Below are 17521 nucleotides of genomic sequence, written 5' to 3'. Positions count from 1 at the left end.
TTAAAGTCTTCGTCTAAGTCGTCGTCGACTACTTCTCGTCGCCGAGCGAGCCAAACTTTTCCGCCAGGCCAGCCCAACGCGGATCAATACGTTCCTCTTCACCCGAGATGCCGTCTGGCTCCGGCACTTCCGAATCCGATTCAGCACAGCTGGAATCGAAAACCAGACAGGTCGGATTGAAGGGCAGATTCAAGCCCGCCTCATCGATGACGGCTTGAGTGATATCCACCGTATTGTCGACGATCTGGCCAACTTCGTCCTCGAGGTCTTCTTCCTCGGCATCGTCGCCGGTGATGAAGTCCTCGTTGTTGGAAAAGACAGCCGAAATGTGCAAGCTGAGCTCCGGATTCAGCGGGGCTAGGCAGCGGACACACTCGCCGGTGGCCTTGGCAGTCACAGTCGCGTCAACCATGACACCGCTGCCGAGGTTCGTGACAATGCCGTCAACGACAACCTCCTCGCCAGCGGCGATGCCAATCATCTCGACACCAACGCGGACAGGGCTATCGCCTACCTTGCGGAACTGCTCGGGCATGCCACCCTGCAGACATGTCGAAACGTCCAGAACAAATGGGGATGAGTCAGTCATGATAGACCTCAGTCTACCCCGAAGATGCGCTAACGCTCGTACCGGCGGCGTTCCTGCCCCTCGGAGAAGGAAGACGGCGCGCTCTGTGCCCCTGCACCACCGCCGACGGCACCGGCTCCCGAACGCAGTACCGAGCGATTGCGACCGACATTACGCAGGGTCTCCTGGAGAGTCTGTTCAAACTCAGCGAGCTTGGAATCAACGTAGCGGTCACACTCTTCACGGAGGCGAGAGGAATCCGCGTGTGCGTCGGAAAGCAGACGATTCGCCTCGTCATTGGCTTCGCGGACGACCGTCGACTCAGCGACCAGGCGAGCCTGCTCTTCACGGCCTTCCGCAACGGAACGCTCGTAGGATTCGTTACCAGCGTGAATCAGGCGATCGGACTCGGCAGAAGCACGATCCACAATGCTGTCATACTCGTGCTGAGCATCCTCGCGGAGGCGACGGGCGTCGTCCTCAGCGGCCGCGACGGTGCCAGCTGCGTGGGCATTGGCATCCTCGACGGTGTGGTTAGCGCGGGCCTCGGCCTCGTCGACAATGCGATGGGCTTCTTCATCCGCAGTCGAAATGGTGTTGTTCGCCCGGGCTTCAGCATCGTTGATAATCTCATCCCGCTGATCCAAGACGTCCTGCGCGTCATCGAGCTCAGCCGGGAAAGCATCCCTCAGCTCATCGAGCAACTCGAGAACACGCTGACGCGGAACCATACAATTGGCCGACAGTGGCACGCCGTGTGCCTCTTCTAGGATCTGGACCAGTTCATCAAGAGATTCGAAGACGCGAAACATGACTTACATGCTACTTCAGTCGGCGCTGCAGGGCGTGCAAGACAGGCTCGGGAACTAGCCCTTCCACCGAACCGCCGTAGCGAACAACTTCCTTCATCAGTGTCGACGACACATGACCGTACTTCGGATCAGCCTCCACAAAGAGAGTCTCAATGCCCGTCATGCGCCGATTCATCTGCGCCATGGGAGCCTCGTACTCGTAGTCCGCCGCCGAGCGCAGCCCCTTGACCAGGCAGGTAATACCCTGCGCGGACGTGTAGTCAACCAACAGCTTCGACCAGGAGTCCACCTGCACATTGTCCAAGTGCTGCGTGCACTGCCGAATGAGGTCCATGCGCTCTTCGACGTTGAACATGCCCTGCTTATTCGGGTTGTGGGTAACCAACACGGTCAATTGATCGAATTGGCGCGCGGCACGCTCAATCACATCGAGGTGACCAGAGGTCATGGGATCGTAGGAACCGGGGCAGCATGCGTGAGTCATAGAGGTCAAACCACCTTTGGCCGTCGTAAAGCGTAAAGAAGAACGTTAAGCGTTGTAGATAGCGGTGTCGAAGCGCGCCAAACCGTGAATGCGACGCTTCAGCTTCTGCTGGAGCTGTTCGTAGCCCTCGGGCCACTGCGTCTCCTCGTCATCGCGGTGACGCTCCACAGTCACGACCGCGCCCGGCGCGAGGAAACTGCGCAGCGCCTCCAGCATCTCTGTAACGGCCTCCCCCGCCAGCTCATAGGGCGGATCCGCAATAACGCGGTCAAAAGGCTCGCCCGGCGCGCCCGCAAGGTACGACGACACTTTCATCGGAGACACGGCCACATCAGGATGCCCCACGGTGCGGATGTTCTTTTCAATAGCGGCAATGGCGTTCGGATTGTTTTCCACCAACACGACGGAACGCGCGCCGCGAGAAGCCGCTTCCAAACCGAGCGCACCCGAGCCAGCAAACAGGTCGAGAACGCGAGTTCCCTCTAGCCCAAAGCGTGTGGACCAGGAAGAAAAGATGGCTTCCTTCGCGCGGTCACTAGTTGGCCGAGTGGTCTCTCCCTTAGGCGCGACTATCCTACGACCGCGTGCCTCACCTGCAATAATGCGGGTCATCTACTTCCCTTCGTGCGATGTGTTCTCGTTGCCGTTGTGCTGTGCCGTGGCGCTGTGAGTTGCTGGCGTGATTCGTGCCAGCAGCTGACCGCCTTCGACATCCACAAATTGATCTGCCGCCACCTCCGCGACCGTGCCCGGGCAGGGCGCTAAAACCGGCGCTTCTAGCTTGACGGCCTCCACGACCGCAATAACCTGACCGGTCGTCACCGAGTCTTTCTCGGCGACCTCCCAGCGGACTACTCCTGCAAAAGGTGCACAGACATTTACCATGCCCAACAGTCTACTTTGGTCTTACTAGGAGCGGTCCAAGTAGTTCGACTGCTCTTCATCGATATCGGAGATAAGCTCTCCCACAAGCCTTTCATCACTGTCGAGGAGAGCCGTGGCATCGTGTCGGGTGCGCTCGATGATCTCGCCGTCGGTGGTGAGGTCCACCAGGCCGAGGCCTGTTGCCAGTCCCGATTGGTCATCGCCGAGCAGATCGCCGAAACTACGCGTGGCCAGGTCCAACTCCGCCAGTTGAATGCCGTCGGTGGTGGCGGCAATGCGATCTAGCCGGGTGCGCTCTGGTGTCTGTGAATGCGTGTGTGTACACAGGAAGCACAGTCCACCACGGTCACCACGGCCGACACGACCGCGCAGCTGGTGGATCTGCGAGATGCCGTAGCTCTCGGCGCGGCGAATCATCATGATCGTGGCCTCTGGTACATCCACGCCGACTTCGATAACTGTGGTGGCCACCAGCACATCCAGCTGTCCTGTGGCAAAGGCCTGCATCACGCGGTCTTTGTCCTCCGGTGCCATATTGCCGTGCAACTGACTGATACGTACACCGGGCAGTTTCTTCCTCGCTCGGTCGAACACCGCCTCCACGGACTCGTCGAGGAACTGTTCCTCGTCGCGGGTAATGCGGGGACAGACAATGAAGGCGCGGTTGCCCTTGGCCACTTCTTCCCCAATCCGCTCCCAGGTTCGTGCCTCCCAGCGCGGCTTTTCCAGCGTCGGTACGACAAAGGATTGGATTTCCTGACGTCCCCGTGGCAATTCCGTCAACTGCGAAACTGCGAGGTCGCCAAAAATGGTCATCGCTACCGTGCGCGGAATCGGGGTTGCCGACATCACCAACAGATGCGGTGTCATTCCACCCCGTCCCCTACTTCGCAGCTGATCGCGCTGGCGCACACCAAAGCGGTGCTGCTCATCGACGACCACCAGCCCGAGATCGAAGAACTCCACGCCCTCACTGAGCAGGGCATGCGTGCCGACGACAATGTCAGCCTCCCCGTTGACTGCCTCCAACAGGGTTGCCCGGCGCTCCTTCGTCGACATCGATCCCGTCAACAGTCGTACAGTCACTGCTACTCCGGCTTGCTCCAGCATCGCTGTCAGCGATCGGTAGTGCTGTTGGGCCAGGACTTCCGTCGGCGCCAGCATCGCGCACTGCCTGCTGGCATCGACTGCTTGCAGCATTCCCAGCAGGGCCACCACGGTTTTACCCGAGCCAACTTCACCTGCTAGCAGGCGGTTCATTGGGTTAGGCCTCGCCATATCGTGCGCAATATCGGCTGCGACCGCGACCTGACCGTCGGTAAGCGAAAACGGCAACCCCCGGCGTAGCTCGTCGCGAAGTCCCCCGGCGACTTCCATGCAGGCCGGCGCGGTGAGGCTCGCTTGAGTACGCTTGCGTGCACCAACGGCGAGCTGGAGCTCAAGCGCTTCGTCGTACTTCAGTCGGGCAAGCGCGATGTCGGGGCCCGCGATGGAGGGAAAGTGTGCGCCACGCAGCGCGGAATCGAAATCGGTAAGTCCCTCCGGTGCGGCGGGCAACGGGTCTGGCTGCAGCGGCAACCATTCGAGGATGCGCTGCATGTACAGAGCCAGGTGAATACCCGCTACTCCTTTGCGGCCACGGTAAATGGGCAAGTAAGGACGCGTGAGCAACCGCTGCATCTCCGCAATCCCCTTGGCTGTCTTCGTCAGCGTGGCCAGCTTGCCAGTGGCTGCGCCTACCGAACCGTCGGCTTTGAGCACCATGCAATCAACATTTTTCAGCTGTAGCTCATTGCGGAACTCGCTGAGCGTGCCAACAATGAGTAGACGCACACCGGGGTGCAGCATATTGCGCAGCCATTCGGCACCGAAAATCGCGGCCGGAAGAATGCGCACGCCGTCGCTGACATAGATTTTCAGTGGCTTGCGTCGGTCGGCGAAGGCGGGCGCTGGCGAAATGCTGTGCACCTCCACGACTGTGGTGATGGTGTCGCCAATGTCGGAAAATGACACATCTAAGCTCTTACCCTGCGCCACGTAGCGCTTCGGGAAATTCGTCAGCGCATCCGAGACGGTCTCCATACCAAAAGCCGTATGCAGCTTCTTTGCAATCTTTGGCCCCACCACGATATTCAGGGGCGTGCGCGCATAATCCGAGCCGAGCCATCCGAGCATCGCGCTACTCGATTCCTACCTGCACCAGCTCATCGATGCCGGTCGCATCATAGGCTACGACCTCCACAGGCTTGTCCAGCCGCGCCCGCACTTGCGCTATGTCCACGCCCTCAGCTCCGCGCCCGAGCAGCAGAGTCACTAGTTCCCCGCCGCCAGCCAACAGGTCTGAGATGGTCTCTGTGAGCGCGTCAGTCAGGGGCTTATCGACGTCCGCAGCGACTACAGCCGTTCGCGTGCCATTGGCAGCCTCTCCCATCGCATACGCAGCAACCGCCAGCGGCAGCTCAGCCGAATGCACGGCCAAGGCAGCAAGGCCAGCCGGAATGGAGACTGTGGACACTACCGCGAGCGTCGGATTAGCCGCGGCAGCAGCGAATTCGATATCCGCCAATTCCTGGTCGCTGACCAGCCCATTTGGCAGCAGGATAACCTCGTCCGCGCCCCTCATGGCAGTCAGTGCCTTGGTGACCACATTGTCAGCGAACTCCTGGTCGGCGATGGCTGCTCGATCTGTGGGAGTGGATGTGGGAGTCGGAGCGGGGGTCGGGCTGATAGCAATCGCCCCAGAGGAGGTGATGAGATCATTCAGCGGACCGTCCGGCACTACCGCAATGAGGATGCGAGTGGACTCAGGTGTTGTCTCCGGCTCATCGAGCACCTCGATACGGATGCGTTCCGGACGACCGAAGTCAAGTGCTGCCTCGATAACCGCGCCCGGCTCCACTGTGTGGATGTGCACCATGTACTGCGCGGTCTCCGCATTACCAGCATCACCTGCGATGATGAGCGAATTGCCCAGCGGGTTCAACCGCTCTCGCAGCGCTTCCACCGCCTGGGTATCCGCCAAGGAAATCAGGTACATGACCTCCATCTCAACGGTGGCTACGTGTGGCGCGTCGACATGCAAATCGACCGGTGCGGCTGCGCGGCCGCTGACTTCGTCGGCAAGCGCGTCGAGCAGAATGACCAACCCCGCGCCGCCGGCGTCGACCACGCCCGCCTGCTGCAGTGCCGGGAGCTGGCTGGGGGTTTTCGCCAGCGCATCGCGAGCGGCATCCGCGATCGTGTCGGCGAGCTCCTCAATCGAGTCGCCCTCAAATTCCTCCGCGGCAATCGCGGCGTGCCGCAGGACTGTCAGAATCGTGCCCTCCACCGGATTGGCAATCGCTTGGGAAACATGTTGCACAGCTAGCTTTAGCGAGTGTTGTACCGACTCAACGCCAATGCCACTACCGGAGGCAGCCTCAGCCACCGCGCGAAAAACCTGCGAGAGCACAGTGCCCGAATTACCGCGGGCACCGCGCACTGCACCGGCAGCTAGGGCCGCGGTGACTGCGCGAACATCGGAAGCGTCAGCCTTTTGCGCTTCCTCATAGGCCGAACTCAACGTCGCGAGCATATTCGACCCGGTATCGGAATCCGGTACTGGGAAGACATTGAGACTGTTGATCTCATCGCGGCGGGATTGAAGCGCGTCAATCCCCCGGGCAACCCAGCCGACGATGGCGGCAGAACCAATCTGCAAAGACATGAATTCCTATTCTAGCGTCCAGTCGATAGGGGTAGCTCCCTGACGAATCAGCGACTCATTGGCCCGGCTGAACGGACGCGACCCAAAGAACCCACGGGATGCCGACAGCGGTGACGGGTGCGGCGAACAGATGCAGTCCACGCCGGGGAGCCAACGCTGCAAACTCTGCGCGTCGCGTCCCCACAGAATGGCCACGAGAGGCTGATCACGGGCGACCAATGCTTTGATGGCATGCTCCGTGATTGCCTCCCAGCCCTTACCGCGGTGCGAGGCAGCAGCACCCGGACGTACGGTCAACACACGGTTGAACAGAGCTACGCCCTGCCTACTCCACGGAGTGAGGTCACCGTTGGAGGGAGTCGGGAGCCCCAGGTCGGAGGAATACTCCTTAAAAATATTCGCCAACGACCGCGGTACCGGCTTCACATCCGGCTGGACCGAGAAGCTAAGCCCCATCGCATGCCCCGGGGTCGGGTACGGGTCCTGACCGATAATGAGCACCTTGACCTCATCGAATGGATAAGTAAAGGCGCGCAGCACATCGGTGCCCGCGGGCAGGTAACCGTAGCCGGCCGCGTTCTCCTCGCGCAGGAACTGCCCCATCCGGTGGATGTCATCGGCCACTGGCTCCAGCGCCTTCTGCCACCCTTCTTCGACCGGCAACGGATCCATGTCATGCAGCCTTTCTTCTCAAAACCTCTTCGAACTCTTAAAAGGAAACCCAACCGGCATCGCGGGCAGGAGGTTGGCCGTCGATAAGCACCGAATCGAACTTTTCCTTCGACACCGTGCCGATAGCGCGGAACCCCGTCGGAGGCTCCCCCGGCGTCGAACCGATCAGTGTGTGGTCCTCCCCGCCGGTGAGCACCCACTCCCACGGGTCGATGCCCAGGTATTCACCAGCGGCAATCTGCAACTCATCGGGCGCAATGGCACTGCTGTCAACTTCCAAAGTAACCCTGGAGGCCTGCGCAATAGCGCGGAGATCCACGACCAGTCCATCGGAATTGTCCGTCAGTGAACGCACACCTGTGGCTCGCGCCGTAGCACCCCTGCGATATTCAAATTCGGGCGTACAGTGTGCGGCCACCAGCTGCGCAAACTCGCTTGGAATTTTTGCCGGGCTTCCGCAGTGCTGCAGCAGCGCAAGGCCCGCAGCAGAGTAGCCGATGCGTCCCGACGCAATCACCGTATCCCCCGCGCGTGCTGCTGAGCGCAGCAGCGGCCGCCCAAGCCCACCGAGTTCGCCCATCGCACTGATGGAAATCACCAGAGAATCTCCGCTGACCATGTCACCACCGACGAGTTCCGCCGGACATTGCTTGCCTTCCTGCCACAATCCCTCGGCGATACCGGTGACCACACTCACCGGAGTATGCAACGGTGCTGAGATGGCGAAAAGCATGGCCGTTGGACGCGCACCCATCGATTCGATATCGGCGAAATTCTGTACTGCGGCCTTAGCTCCAACTTGCTGAGGTGTCGACCAGTCCAGGCGGAAGTGGCGCCCTTCCACCAGCATGTCGGTGGAAGTGACAAAACGGGCGTTGGGGGTTGTCTGCGTCAAGACGGCGGCATCGTCGCCATTGCGTGCCGACGGGGCGATAGCCCGGATGGCCTCAATGACCCCAAACTCGCCAATATCGCCAATGGTCAATTCAGTCACAGTGTCGAGTCACATTCCTAATAGTCGATGGTTAACCGTTAATAGCGGAACCCGTCTCGGTATTGCCCCCAACCAATTGGAGTTGGTACCGGACAACGTAGAATCAGGCCCATGGTAGACGCACCCCCATCGGGAGAAACAGTTCAGTCCAAGGGTAGCCGGACACGCGCGGGCATCGCACTCGCTATCGCCATTATCGCTATCCTCGGCATTATTTTTGCCGCAAAGATTTACCAGGATAATCAGGCGACAAAGCCAGTCGCGATTTCCAATCCGGAGCTTCCCGCCAATGACTCGCCCGAGTGTGCGGAACTGCTCGACCGACTGCCAGATCGCGCCGCAGGTCTGGTTCGCGCCGACATTGCAGAGCCGGCTCCAGAAGGCGCCGCTGTGTACCGAAACTTGGAACAAGACCGCATCACGCTGCGCTGTGGCGCGAACGTACCTAGCCAGTACAACGAACTGGCTAAGACCGAAGAGGTCAAGGGCATTTCGTGGCTGCGCGTGGTCGACAGTACCGACGAGTCTTTGGCGACTTGGTTCACCGTCGGGCGCGAACCGGTTGTTGCGATTACCGCCGAAGGAAATGCAGAGGCGGAGGATGCCCTGAGTGACCTCGCCGAGGCGCTGCGCCCGGACTCCGAGTACAAGAACAAGCCGGAGCGCGGCGGCGTCCCACTGGTAGAACTGGCAGCTCCGGAAGCTGATAAGCGCTGCAGCGGCTTGGAGGCTGCCCTCCCCCGCGAGCTTGGCAACCGTCACCGTCTGAGCGCAGAGGAAATGCCGGCTGACATGCCGAAGGACATGGTCATTTGGGGCGGAACCCCAGCCGATCCAGTGGTGCTGCGCTGCGGAGTCGACGAGCCGGCTGGCTACAGCACTACCACGCAGCAGCTGACGCAGGTTGGCGACATTGTCTGGTTCAACGAGCCATCGCTTTCCTCCGGTACCTCGGCCACCTGGTACGCCATGGGCCGGGAGCGCTTCGTCGCCGTTGAAATGCCGATGTCGGAGGCCAGCTCACTGATGCCGGTGCTCTCCTCGGTCATCGCTGACAATCTGGAGAACATCTCGCCGAGCGAAGAAAAGTAAGAACCAGATTCTATCGACGAGCTACCAGCGCCCGCTCAACCAGGGCGCTGAGCAGCTCCTCGTAGGCAACACCTGAAGCCGCAAACATCTGCGGGTACATCGAAATCGGGGTAAAGCCCGGCATGGTGTTGACCTCATTGATAATCGGGCCATTATCCGTGACAAAGAAGTCCACGCGAGTCAGCCCATCAGAGCCCAGTGCCCGGAACGCCCGACGGGCATCCGTGTCCAGCGCCTTCAAAACATCCTCTGGCAGCTCTGCCGGAATCTGCGCCGAAACGATGTCATCCAAGTACTTGGTTTCAAAACCGTAGAAGCCCTCGTCGGAGTCCTCCGTGCCGCGAAGCAAGGACGGAACTGATACCTGCAGGCTGCCGTCAGCGCGCTGCAACACGCCAATCTCCACCTCGGCACCGTCTACGCCGGCCTCTACGATGACCTTCCAGTCATGCTCGCGGGCCAGCTCTACCGCCGCATCCAGATTCGCCCAATCATCGACGCGGGAGATACCAATCGACGATCCGCCACGGGCAGGTTTGACGAACACCGGCAGGCCAAGGGTCTCCTTGTCCTCGTCGGAAAGCGACTCGCCAGCGTGCAAAACGACCTGCTTGCCGATAGGAAGCCCCGCTGCCTGCAGGAGATTCTTCGTGCGTTCCTTATCCATACCCGCCGCGGAAGCGAGCACGCCCGGGCCGACATAAGCAATGCCGGAAAGCTCAAAGAGCCCCTGAATCGTGCCGTCCTCGCCGTGCGGACCGTGGAGGACCGGGAAGATAACGTCGACGGTGTCGAAAACCTCGCCGGCGCGATCACCGGTGACGAAGCGGAATTCACCGCGGCGTGACGGCGAGGTGCTCAGCGCAACCTCCTCGCCCGGGATGACCTCAGGCATCGTACGCCCCTGCGTGCGCAGCGTATCCGTCTCACGCGTCCCGACGGTCCAGACACCATCCTTGGTAATACCAATGGGAACCACTCGGAAGCGGTCCTCATCCAGGTGATCCATAATTGCGCCGGCCGAGACACAGGAGACGCTGTGCTCAGGGCTTGCGCCACCGTAGATGACGGCGACGGAAATGCGATCTGCAGACGAGCTATTCGACGAAGTCATGGTGACTTAGTTTAGCCCCGACCTCGTTGAAGTGGTTACTCCGACTTGCGGCTTCGCCCCATCAGCTTGCGAATTGTCTCATCGACCTTCGCGCCTTCGTGGCAGACGGCGTAAACGGCCTCAGTAATTGGCATTTCCACGCCATTGCGACGAGCGAGGTCACGGACCGAGATTGAAGAAATCACACCCTCAGCCACCTGACCGCGCGTAGCGTGCTGCGCCTGCTCCATCGTGTCACCGCGACCGAGACGGTCACCGAAGGTGCGGTTACGCGACAGCGGCGAGGAACAAGTGGCCACCAGGTCACCGAGGCCCGCCAATCCCGCGAAAGTCTTATCTTCTGCACCAACCGCGTCGCCCAGACGCGTGATTTCCGCCAAGCCACGGGTGATAATGGTTGCCAGCGTGTTCTCACCCAATCCTTGACCAGCGGCCATACCGCAGGCCAACGCAATGACGTTCTTGCAGGCACCGCCGATTTCGCAGCCGATCACATCGGTGTTGGTGTACGGGCGGAAGTAATTAGTGGCAACTGCCGCCTGAATCATCTTGGCGTTGTTCTCATCGGCGCAAGCAATCACCGTTGCCGCTGGCTGCTCCATCGCAACCTCGCGGGCGAGGTTCGGGCCGGACAGCACCGCAATACGCTCTGCTGGCAGGTCTGTGACCTCCGCAATGACCTCACTCATGCGCAGATGTGTCTCGCGCTCCACACCCTTAGCAAGGCTGAGCAGAATCGTCTCCGGCCCGATGAAGTCCTTCCAGACCTTGAGGTTGTCACGCAAAGTCTGCGAGGGCACGCCCAGCACCACCACATCCGCGCCCTTCAGCGCGGCCTCTGCATCCGAGGTGGCTTCGATGTTGCGCGGCAGCCCCAGACCAGGCAGGTAGTCGTGGTTTTCGCGGCTGATCTGAATACGCTGTGCCTGCTCCGCACGTCGCGACCACAGCCGTACAGGATTGCCCGCATCAGCAAAAACCTTGGCGAGCGTCGTGCCCCACGAGCCCGCACCCATCACTGAAACCTGCACCATCGCCGCGACCTTCCTCCGTTAGTCTCTAATCTCCAACAAGTCTAGCGAGACGTTCTCACACTGCGATACTAAACTAGGTCGGCGACAAAGGATTGAAAGGGAATTCACGATGATGCACGAAGAGGACAAGGACCTCAAGGGCGATACCTCCGTGACCGGTCGCCTGCGCCAGATTCCAACGAAGCCAGGTCAGGATGTCACCAAGCCGACCTTCGCGGCCGGCGCGGTTCTATGGCGCGGCGATGTCCACAACCCTGAAATCTGCGTGATTCACCGTCCCTCCTACGACGACTGGTCGCTGCCGAAAGGCAAGCTCGACGCCGGCGAGAACCTCATTGCCACCGCCGTCCGCGAAATCTGGGAAGAGACCGGCTACCGCGTCCGTCTGGGCAAGCTCGTCGGCAACGTCTCTTACCCTGTCGCCGGACGAACGAAGCTGGTCTGGTACTGGACCGCTGAGGTTCTAGACGGCGAATTCGAACAGAACTCCGAGGTCAACGAGCTTCGTTGGGTCTCCTGGGACGAAGCCGAGGAGCTGCTGTCCTACGACCTCGACCGCGACGTGCTGGTCAAGGCCCGCAAGCGCATGAACAAGGAACCGGACACCCGTCTCATTCTGGTTCGCCATGGGCGTGCGCACCGTCGCACCAACTGGAACGGCAATGATGCACTGCGGCCACTGGATAAGAAGGGACGTCGTCAAGCGGAACTGCTCGTCTCTGCCCTGGAAGGCTTCCGCCCCGAGCGGATCTACTCCGCCGAGCCCGTGCGTTGCCAGGACACCGTCGCGCCACTCGCCGCAGAGCTGGGAATGCAGGTCACAGTCGACGAACGGCTTGGCGACGAGCACTGGATTGCCAACCAGGTTGAGTCCAAGAAGGCATTCGAAGACATTGTCGCGCTAGGCGGAGTCAGCGTCATCTGCTCTCAGGGCATCACCATCCCAGACCTGCTTGCCGCCTGGTCCGCTGAGGGCACCTTGCCCTTCGACGAGGAAATCCTGTGCAAGAAGGGCTCTGCCTGGGTGCTGGGCTTCAACGACGGTGTGATGACCACGGCTGATTACTACGCCTCGGCGCTGCCGGTGAAGTAGTTTGTGAGGATTTTGACCTACAGCGTCTTAGGCTTGTGGGCCGGACGACTCTCCTCGTAGGCCACAATGTCCGCTTCGTTGCGCAGGGTCAGGGAGACGTCGTCAAGCCCTTCCATCAGACGCCAGCGGGTGTAGTCGTCGACCTCGAACGGGAAGACCTGCTCACCGGCCTCGACGGTGCGGGTCTCCAGGTTGACGGTGAGCTCCATGCCAGGGTTAGCCTCCAGCAGCTTCCACAGCAGCTCGACATCGGACTGCTGCATCTGTGCGGCGAGCAGCCCCGCCTTGCCGGCATTGCCACGGAAGATATCGGCGAAGCGGGAGGAGATGACGACGCGGAAACCGTAGTCCATCAGGGCCCACACGGCGTGCTCGCGGGAAGAACCGGTACCGAAGTCCGGCCCTGCTACGAGGACGGAGCCCTTTGCGTATTCCGGACGGTTGAGCACGAAGTCGGACTCGTTGTTGCGCCAGTTGCTGAACAGGCCATCCTCGAATCCGGTGCGGGTGACGCGCTTTAGGTAGACAGCCGGGATGATCTGGTCAGTGTCGACGTTGGATCGCTGCAGGGGAACGCCGACGCCGGTGTGAGTATCAAACTTTTCCATAGTGAAAGGTCCTTAGAAGTTCTGCTTGGGTCTGTTGTACAAAGATCGGCAGTGAGAGTCAGTTAGAGATCAGCCGGTGCTGCGAAGTGACCGGCGACGGCAGTGGCTGCGGCGACAGCCGGGCTGACCAGGTGGGTACGACCACCCTTGCCCTGACGGCCCTCGAAGTTGCGGTTGGAGGTCGAAGCGCAACGCTGGCCCGGGGTCAGCTGATCCGGGTTCATGCCCAGGCACATGGAGCAGCCCGGCATACGCCATTCGGCGCCTGCCTCTTCGAAGATCTTGCCCAGTCCCTCTTCCTCAGCCTGCGCACGGACCTTTGCGGAGCCCGGCACGATGAGCATCTGGACGCCGTCGGCAACCTTGCGGTCCTTCAGCACGTCGGCGACGGCGCGCATGTCCTCGATGCGGCCGTTGGTGCAGGAACCTACGAAGACCACGTCGACCTTGACGTCGCGCATCGGGGTGCCCGGCTTCAGATCCATGTACTCCAGTGCGCGTTCGGCCGCGATGCGGTCGGAGTCCTCAGCGATGAACTCCGGATCTGGCACGGTCTCCCCCAGCGGCACGCCCTGGCCAGGGTTAGTACCCCAGGTAACGAATGGAGTCAGCGCGGAACCGTCGATTTCAACGACCTTGTCGAACTTCGCGTCCTCGTCAGTAACCAGGGACTTCCAGTATTCGACTGCCTCGTCCCACTGCTCGCCCTGCGGCGCGTGCGGGCGGTCCTTCAGGTATTCGAAGGTGGTCTCGTCCGGAGCAATCATGCCGGCACGGGCACCGGCTTCGATGGACATGTTGCAAATGGTCATGCGGGCTTCCATCGACAGCTTCTCGATGGCCTCGCCGCGGTACTCAATAACGTGGCCCTGACCACCGCCGGTGCCAATCTTGGCGATAATCGCCAGAATCAAATCCTTGGCGGTAACACCATCCTGCAGTTCGCCGGTGACGTTGACCGCCATGGTCTTGAAAGGCTTCAGCGGCAGGGTCTGGGTAGCCAGAACGTGCTCAACCTCCGAGGTACCGATACCGAAGGCCATAGCACCGAAAGCACCGTGGGTTGCGGTATGCGAGTCACCACAGACGACGGTGGTGCCCGGCTGAGTCAGGCCCAGCTGTGGGCCGACGACGTGCACGATACCCTGTTCGCGGTCGCCCATCGGATGCAGGCGGATACCGAACTCCTCGGCGTTCTTGCGCAGTGTGGCAATCTGGGTACGAGAGGTCGGCTCCTCAATCAGATTGATTTTGCCGCCGGCGACAGTGGTCGGAACGTTGTGGTCCTCGGTTGCGATGGTCAAATCCGGGCGGCGTACCTTGCGCCCTGCCAGACGGAGGCCATCAAAAGCCTGCGGCGAGGTAACCTCGTGGACGAGGTGCAGATCGATATAAATCAGATCTGGTTCGCCGTTGTCGCCTTGCTTGACTACGTGGTCATGCCAGACTTTCTCGGCCAGAGTCTTCGGGCTGGTGTCCGTGGTGCGCATAGTGGGTGAGCCGCCTTCCGGATATATCTCTTTTATCTCAAGGAATGAGATGTTAATATCATGGCATGGGACAGATTAGCACATCCGAGACGCCAGCTCTAAGTGGCATTAAGGTTCTCGACCGTTCGGTACTCATTCTCAAGTCTGTTGCAGAAACTCCACGCACCCTCGCCGAGCTCTGTGACGACACCGGCCTGCCCCGCGCCACCGCCCATCGGCTGGCCACGGCGTTGGAAGTACACCGCCTTGTCACCCGCACTCCGGACGGCCGCTGGACGACGGGCCCCGGCCTCACCGAGATCACGCCTGTCACAACCGACCTGCTTGCCGACGCCGCAGCGCACATCCTGCCGAAGCTAGTAGAGGTAACCGGAGAGTCCGTGCAGCTCTACCGTCTCACCGGCGATACCCGCACCTGTATTGCCTCCATGGAGCCCGCCACCGGACTGCGCAACACCGTGCCAGTTGGCTCTCGCATGCCGCTAACCGCCGGCTCCGCCGCACGTGTTCTCCTGGCCTTTGGCCCGGCCAACCTCGCTGAGCGAATGCTTCCCGACGCCGACTTCAACCAACAGGACCTCGACGACTGCCGACGTCTCGGCTGGTCCGAGTCCATGGGTGAGCGCGACCCCGCACTTGCCTCCGTCTCCGCCCCGGTTTTCGACAGCAACCAGCGCATGATTGCAGTCCTATCCGTCTCCGGCCCCGTGGAGCGCATGACTCCGTCGCCCTACGAATGCTGGGGCGCAAAGGTTCTCGGCGCCGCTGAAGAGATGAGCTCCCGACTGTAATGCCCGCTTACCGTCACCTTGTCCTTCTTCTGTCCATGTTCGCGGCGGTCGGTTCGTCCGTCGTTCACATGGGTGTGCCTTTTCTCATCCCATCCCTACAGGAAAACGGCTTAAGCCTCTCCGCCGCCGGCCTCGTCGCAGCAATGCCGGCGGCCGGTATTGTCTTCACGCTCATCGCCTGGGGCTGGTTTGTCGACCGCTATGGCGAACGCGCAGCTCTGTTCGCCGGCCTGACCTCTACTGCCTTAACGACGGGGCTTGCGGCGCTAGCTTCGTCGTCAAGCCCGGCTCTGCTCGGGGCCACGCTCTTTCTCGCCGGGTGTGCGGCGGCGAGCGTGAATTCGGCATCCGGCCGCGTGGTGTCGGGCTGGTACCCACCGCATCAGCGCGGCACTGCGATGGGCATTCGCCAAATGGCTCAGCCCCTCGGCGCTGCACTATCAGCGGTAACCCTGCACCCTCTCGCGCAGAATTACAGCATCGGAGTCGCACTCGCGATGCCCGCAATCCTGTGCGCCGTGCTGGCGTTGCTTGTACTGATAGGCGTGAAGAATCCCCCTCGCCCTGATGCCTCGAACCCCACCGTCACGGCCAGCCCCTACCGGGACGGCAAGTACCTCGTGCGCATCCACATCGCCTCGGCGCTGCTGTCCTGGCCGCAGTCGATGATGGGTGCCTACATTCTGGTGTGGTTGCTGTCTGTGGGGTACTCCGATGGCACGGCGGGCACAATTGTGATGGTCTCGCAGCTGCTCGGTGCCGGATCGCGAGCACTGATGGGTGTGGTCTCTGACCGAGTGCGATCTCGCATCCGTCCCTACCGCTGGGTCTCGGGTGCGACCTTTGTTTTGGCTGTCGCAATGATGATTGCCAGCTGGGCTGATTGGCGCACGCTTGGAACTTTGCTGGTCTGCGCACTGGCCGTTGCTGTGGTCAGCCCGAATGGACTCGCCTTCACCGCAGTTGCTGAATACGCAGGCCCCTTCTGGTCCGGACGCGCTATGGGTACGCAGAACACGTTCCAGAACATTATCTACGCTGCAACGCCTCCGGTTTCGGGTGCGATTGTGGCCGCTGCGGGCTTCCCCGCGCTGTTTGCCGTCACGGCTCTGTTCCCCGCCGCCGCGCTGGGTATTGCGCCACGAGAAGACCAGAACCGCAACGGGCGGGTGCGGGTCGAGCTTGACTAGCTAGCTCCGCGCCCACCAAACAAATCGAGCCACGCACGCGCACCAGTGCACAGCCAGCAAACACAGCAGCCCAGCGCTGGCCACGTATAGCCACTGCACGCCGGTAATGTCACCCAGGCTGTGCGTACCAAGACTCAGAGTGCCCACGGGGAAGGTTGCACCCCACCAACCAGGGCTGTATCCGGCCCAACTGATTACGGCGCGGGTGAATCGTCGTAAAGCGATGGCGGCGAGGAAGACACCGACAATGAGCACAGCGGTGCCGTAAGCGACAGCGGAGGTTCGGTTGAAAAGCAGCTGCGCAGCGGCCGTGGACTGACCGACCAGCCCGAGCGGAATCCAGGCAGTACCGGCGATGGAATCGGGGATGCGCATGGCGCCAGAGAACAGCGCGACGTAGCAGCGTACGAAAACCGGCAGAACCGTAATCAGCGCCATCCAAAAGAGTATTTGTGCGCAGACGTGATAGAACGTGCCGTAGTCAACGCTCAGCTGTGCGCCACTTGTCGCCGCCACCATCGGGGCGACTAGCGCGAGGCCCCACTGAAAAGTTGGTTCGCCTTCGAATCCTCGCAGTTGGCGAAGGCTGACGTAGATTGCCAGCGGCGCACCGATCCACCAGGACATCAGCTGCCACGATGAGTTACTAGCTAGCGCAGTCGCAGCACTACCGAGAGCCATGATGCCCATCGAGAGCATGCCCCACGGCGCCATCAGCTTCGAGTGGAAAGGCGGGTTTCGAAGGCGCAGCCAGCCGACCACCATAAAGCCGAGAATGCCCACCGCCATGACTAGAAGAAGCTCCGGAATCACCGGCACCTCATGGATGTGCGCAAGTGTGGCGAAGATGGACGTACCCATCAGAGATCCTGCCCACGCGGGCCCGGCGGGTGCCAGCACATCACGGCGAGAAGAGTTGGTCATGCTCATACCGTATTTGTTCTTGCCACAGCTACAGCTATCACCAAACTCTGTGAGGGGTACCATA

General features: G+C 61.1%; 18 protein-coding genes. 4 read left to right on the top strand and 14 right to left on the bottom strand.

Annotated elements, in window-relative coordinates:
• Window positions 1–28: 28 nt before the first annotated feature.
• From QP982_RS01935 to QP982_RS01895, 9 genes are read right to left on the bottom strand one after another with little or no spacing between them, the layout of a single operon-like run.
• Complete coding sequence (locus QP982_RS01935; RefSeq protein WP_150960666.1) at window positions 29–589, bottom strand: YceD family protein; 561 nt, start codon at window positions 587–589, stop codon at window positions 29–31.
• A gap of 29 nt (window positions 590–618) precedes the next feature.
• Window positions 619–1380 (bottom strand): SPFH domain-containing protein, encoded by a 762-nt coding sequence (locus tag QP982_RS01930; protein WP_049171555.1) that lies wholly within the window; start codon window positions 1378–1380, stop codon window positions 619–621.
• A gap of 10 nt (window positions 1381–1390) precedes the next feature.
• Window positions 1391–1864: a pantetheine-phosphate adenylyltransferase gene (coaD, locus tag QP982_RS01925; RefSeq protein ID WP_070546696.1), complete on the bottom strand. Its 474-nt coding sequence runs from the start codon at window positions 1862–1864 to the stop codon at window positions 1391–1393.
• A gap of 45 nt (window positions 1865–1909) precedes the next feature.
• Entirely contained in the window at window positions 1910–2476 is a 567-nt protein-coding gene (gene rsmD / locus QP982_RS01920; RefSeq protein ID WP_284870132.1) for a 16S rRNA (guanine(966)-N(2))-methyltransferase RsmD, read from the bottom strand.
• Window positions 2477–2749, bottom strand: coding sequence for an acyl-CoA carboxylase biotin carboxyl carrier protein subunit (locus tag QP982_RS01915; RefSeq protein ID WP_070439653.1), 273 nt, complete (start codon window positions 2747–2749; stop codon window positions 2477–2479).
• Window positions 2750–2773: 24 nt separating this feature from the next.
• A complete protein-coding gene (locus tag QP982_RS01910; protein WP_070439655.1) occupies window positions 2774–4924 on the bottom strand; it encodes an ATP-dependent DNA helicase RecG in 2151 nt (716 codons plus the stop codon).
• A 4-nt stretch (window positions 4925–4928) separates the two neighbouring features.
• Window positions 4929–6455, bottom strand: coding sequence for a DAK2 domain-containing protein (locus tag QP982_RS01905; protein ID WP_049189537.1), 1527 nt, complete (start codon window positions 6453–6455; stop codon window positions 4929–4931).
• A 6-nt stretch (window positions 6456–6461) separates the two neighbouring features.
• Complete coding sequence (locus QP982_RS01900; RefSeq protein WP_048735462.1) at window positions 6462–7127, bottom strand: uracil-DNA glycosylase; 666 nt, start codon at window positions 7125–7127, stop codon at window positions 6462–6464.
• A 37-nt stretch (window positions 7128–7164) separates the two neighbouring features.
• Window positions 7165–8121: a thiamine-phosphate kinase gene (locus QP982_RS01895; protein WP_049189538.1), complete on the bottom strand. Its 957-nt coding sequence runs from the start codon at window positions 8119–8121 to the stop codon at window positions 7165–7167.
• Window positions 8122–8232: 111 nt separating this feature from the next.
• Here QP982_RS01895 and QP982_RS01890 point away from each other — a divergent pair, with 111 nt between their 5' ends.
• Complete coding sequence (locus QP982_RS01890; protein WP_284870130.1) at window positions 8233–9213, top strand: DUF3515 domain-containing protein; 981 nt, start codon at window positions 8233–8235, stop codon at window positions 9211–9213.
• Between the two features lie 10 nt (window positions 9214–9223).
• Here QP982_RS01890 and QP982_RS01885 read toward each other — a convergent pair whose 3' ends face one another.
• Together QP982_RS01885 and QP982_RS01880 are read right to left on the bottom strand one after the other, a co-directional pair.
• Window positions 9224–10327 carry a D-alanine--D-alanine ligase family protein gene (locus QP982_RS01885; RefSeq protein WP_284870129.1) on the bottom strand — a complete coding sequence of 368 codons (1104 nt, stop codon included), beginning with the start codon at window positions 10325–10327 and terminating at the stop codon, window positions 9224–9226.
• Between the two features lie 35 nt (window positions 10328–10362).
• Window positions 10363–11361: an NAD(P)H-dependent glycerol-3-phosphate dehydrogenase gene (locus QP982_RS01880; protein WP_016422532.1), complete on the bottom strand. Its 999-nt coding sequence runs from the start codon at window positions 11359–11361 to the stop codon at window positions 10363–10365.
• A 112-nt stretch (window positions 11362–11473) separates the two neighbouring features.
• On the opposite strand from QP982_RS01880, the gene QP982_RS01875 reads away from it, so the two are divergent.
• Entirely contained in the window at window positions 11474–12454 is a 981-nt protein-coding gene (locus tag QP982_RS01875; protein WP_172954645.1) for an NUDIX hydrolase, read from the top strand.
• A 17-nt stretch (window positions 12455–12471) separates the two neighbouring features.
• Here QP982_RS01875 and leuD read toward each other — a convergent pair whose 3' ends face one another.
• Window positions 12472–13062, bottom strand: a complete 591-nt coding sequence (gene leuD / locus QP982_RS01870; protein ID WP_049189541.1) for a 3-isopropylmalate dehydratase small subunit — start codon at window positions 13060–13062, stop codon at window positions 12472–12474.
• A gap of 62 nt (window positions 13063–13124) precedes the next feature.
• Window positions 13125–14552, bottom strand: coding sequence for a 3-isopropylmalate dehydratase large subunit (leuC, locus tag QP982_RS01865; protein ID WP_049189542.1), 1428 nt, complete (start codon window positions 14550–14552; stop codon window positions 13125–13127).
• A gap of 65 nt (window positions 14553–14617) precedes the next feature.
• Between leuC and QP982_RS01860 the strand changes: the two genes are divergently transcribed.
• Both QP982_RS01860 and QP982_RS01855 read left to right on the top strand, forming a co-directional pair.
• The gene (locus QP982_RS01860) at window positions 14618–15343 is read left to right on the top strand and encodes an IclR family transcriptional regulator (protein WP_049171587.1); all 726 of its coding nucleotides are present in this window, start codon (window positions 14618–14620) and stop codon (window positions 15341–15343) included.
• Window positions 15343–16533, top strand: a complete 1191-nt coding sequence (locus tag QP982_RS01855) for an MFS transporter (RefSeq protein ID WP_049189543.1) — start codon at window positions 15343–15345, stop codon at window positions 16531–16533. The genes QP982_RS01860 and QP982_RS01855 overlap by 1 nt, the downstream gene beginning before the upstream one ends.
• Here QP982_RS01855 and QP982_RS01850 read toward each other — a convergent pair whose 3' ends face one another.
• Complete coding sequence (locus QP982_RS01850; protein ID WP_224433164.1) at window positions 16534–17457, bottom strand: TDT family transporter; 924 nt, start codon at window positions 17455–17457, stop codon at window positions 16534–16536. It abuts the gene before it with no gap.
• Between the last annotated feature and the right edge of the window lie 64 nt (window positions 17458–17521).

This window comes from Corynebacterium sp. MSK019, assembly GCF_030232425.1.
Lineage (GTDB): Bacteria > Actinomycetota > Actinomycetes > Mycobacteriales > Mycobacteriaceae > Corynebacterium > Corynebacterium jeikeium_D.
Note: the sequence above shows the minus strand (reverse complement) of the source record. Positions and strands in the feature narration are given on the sequence as shown.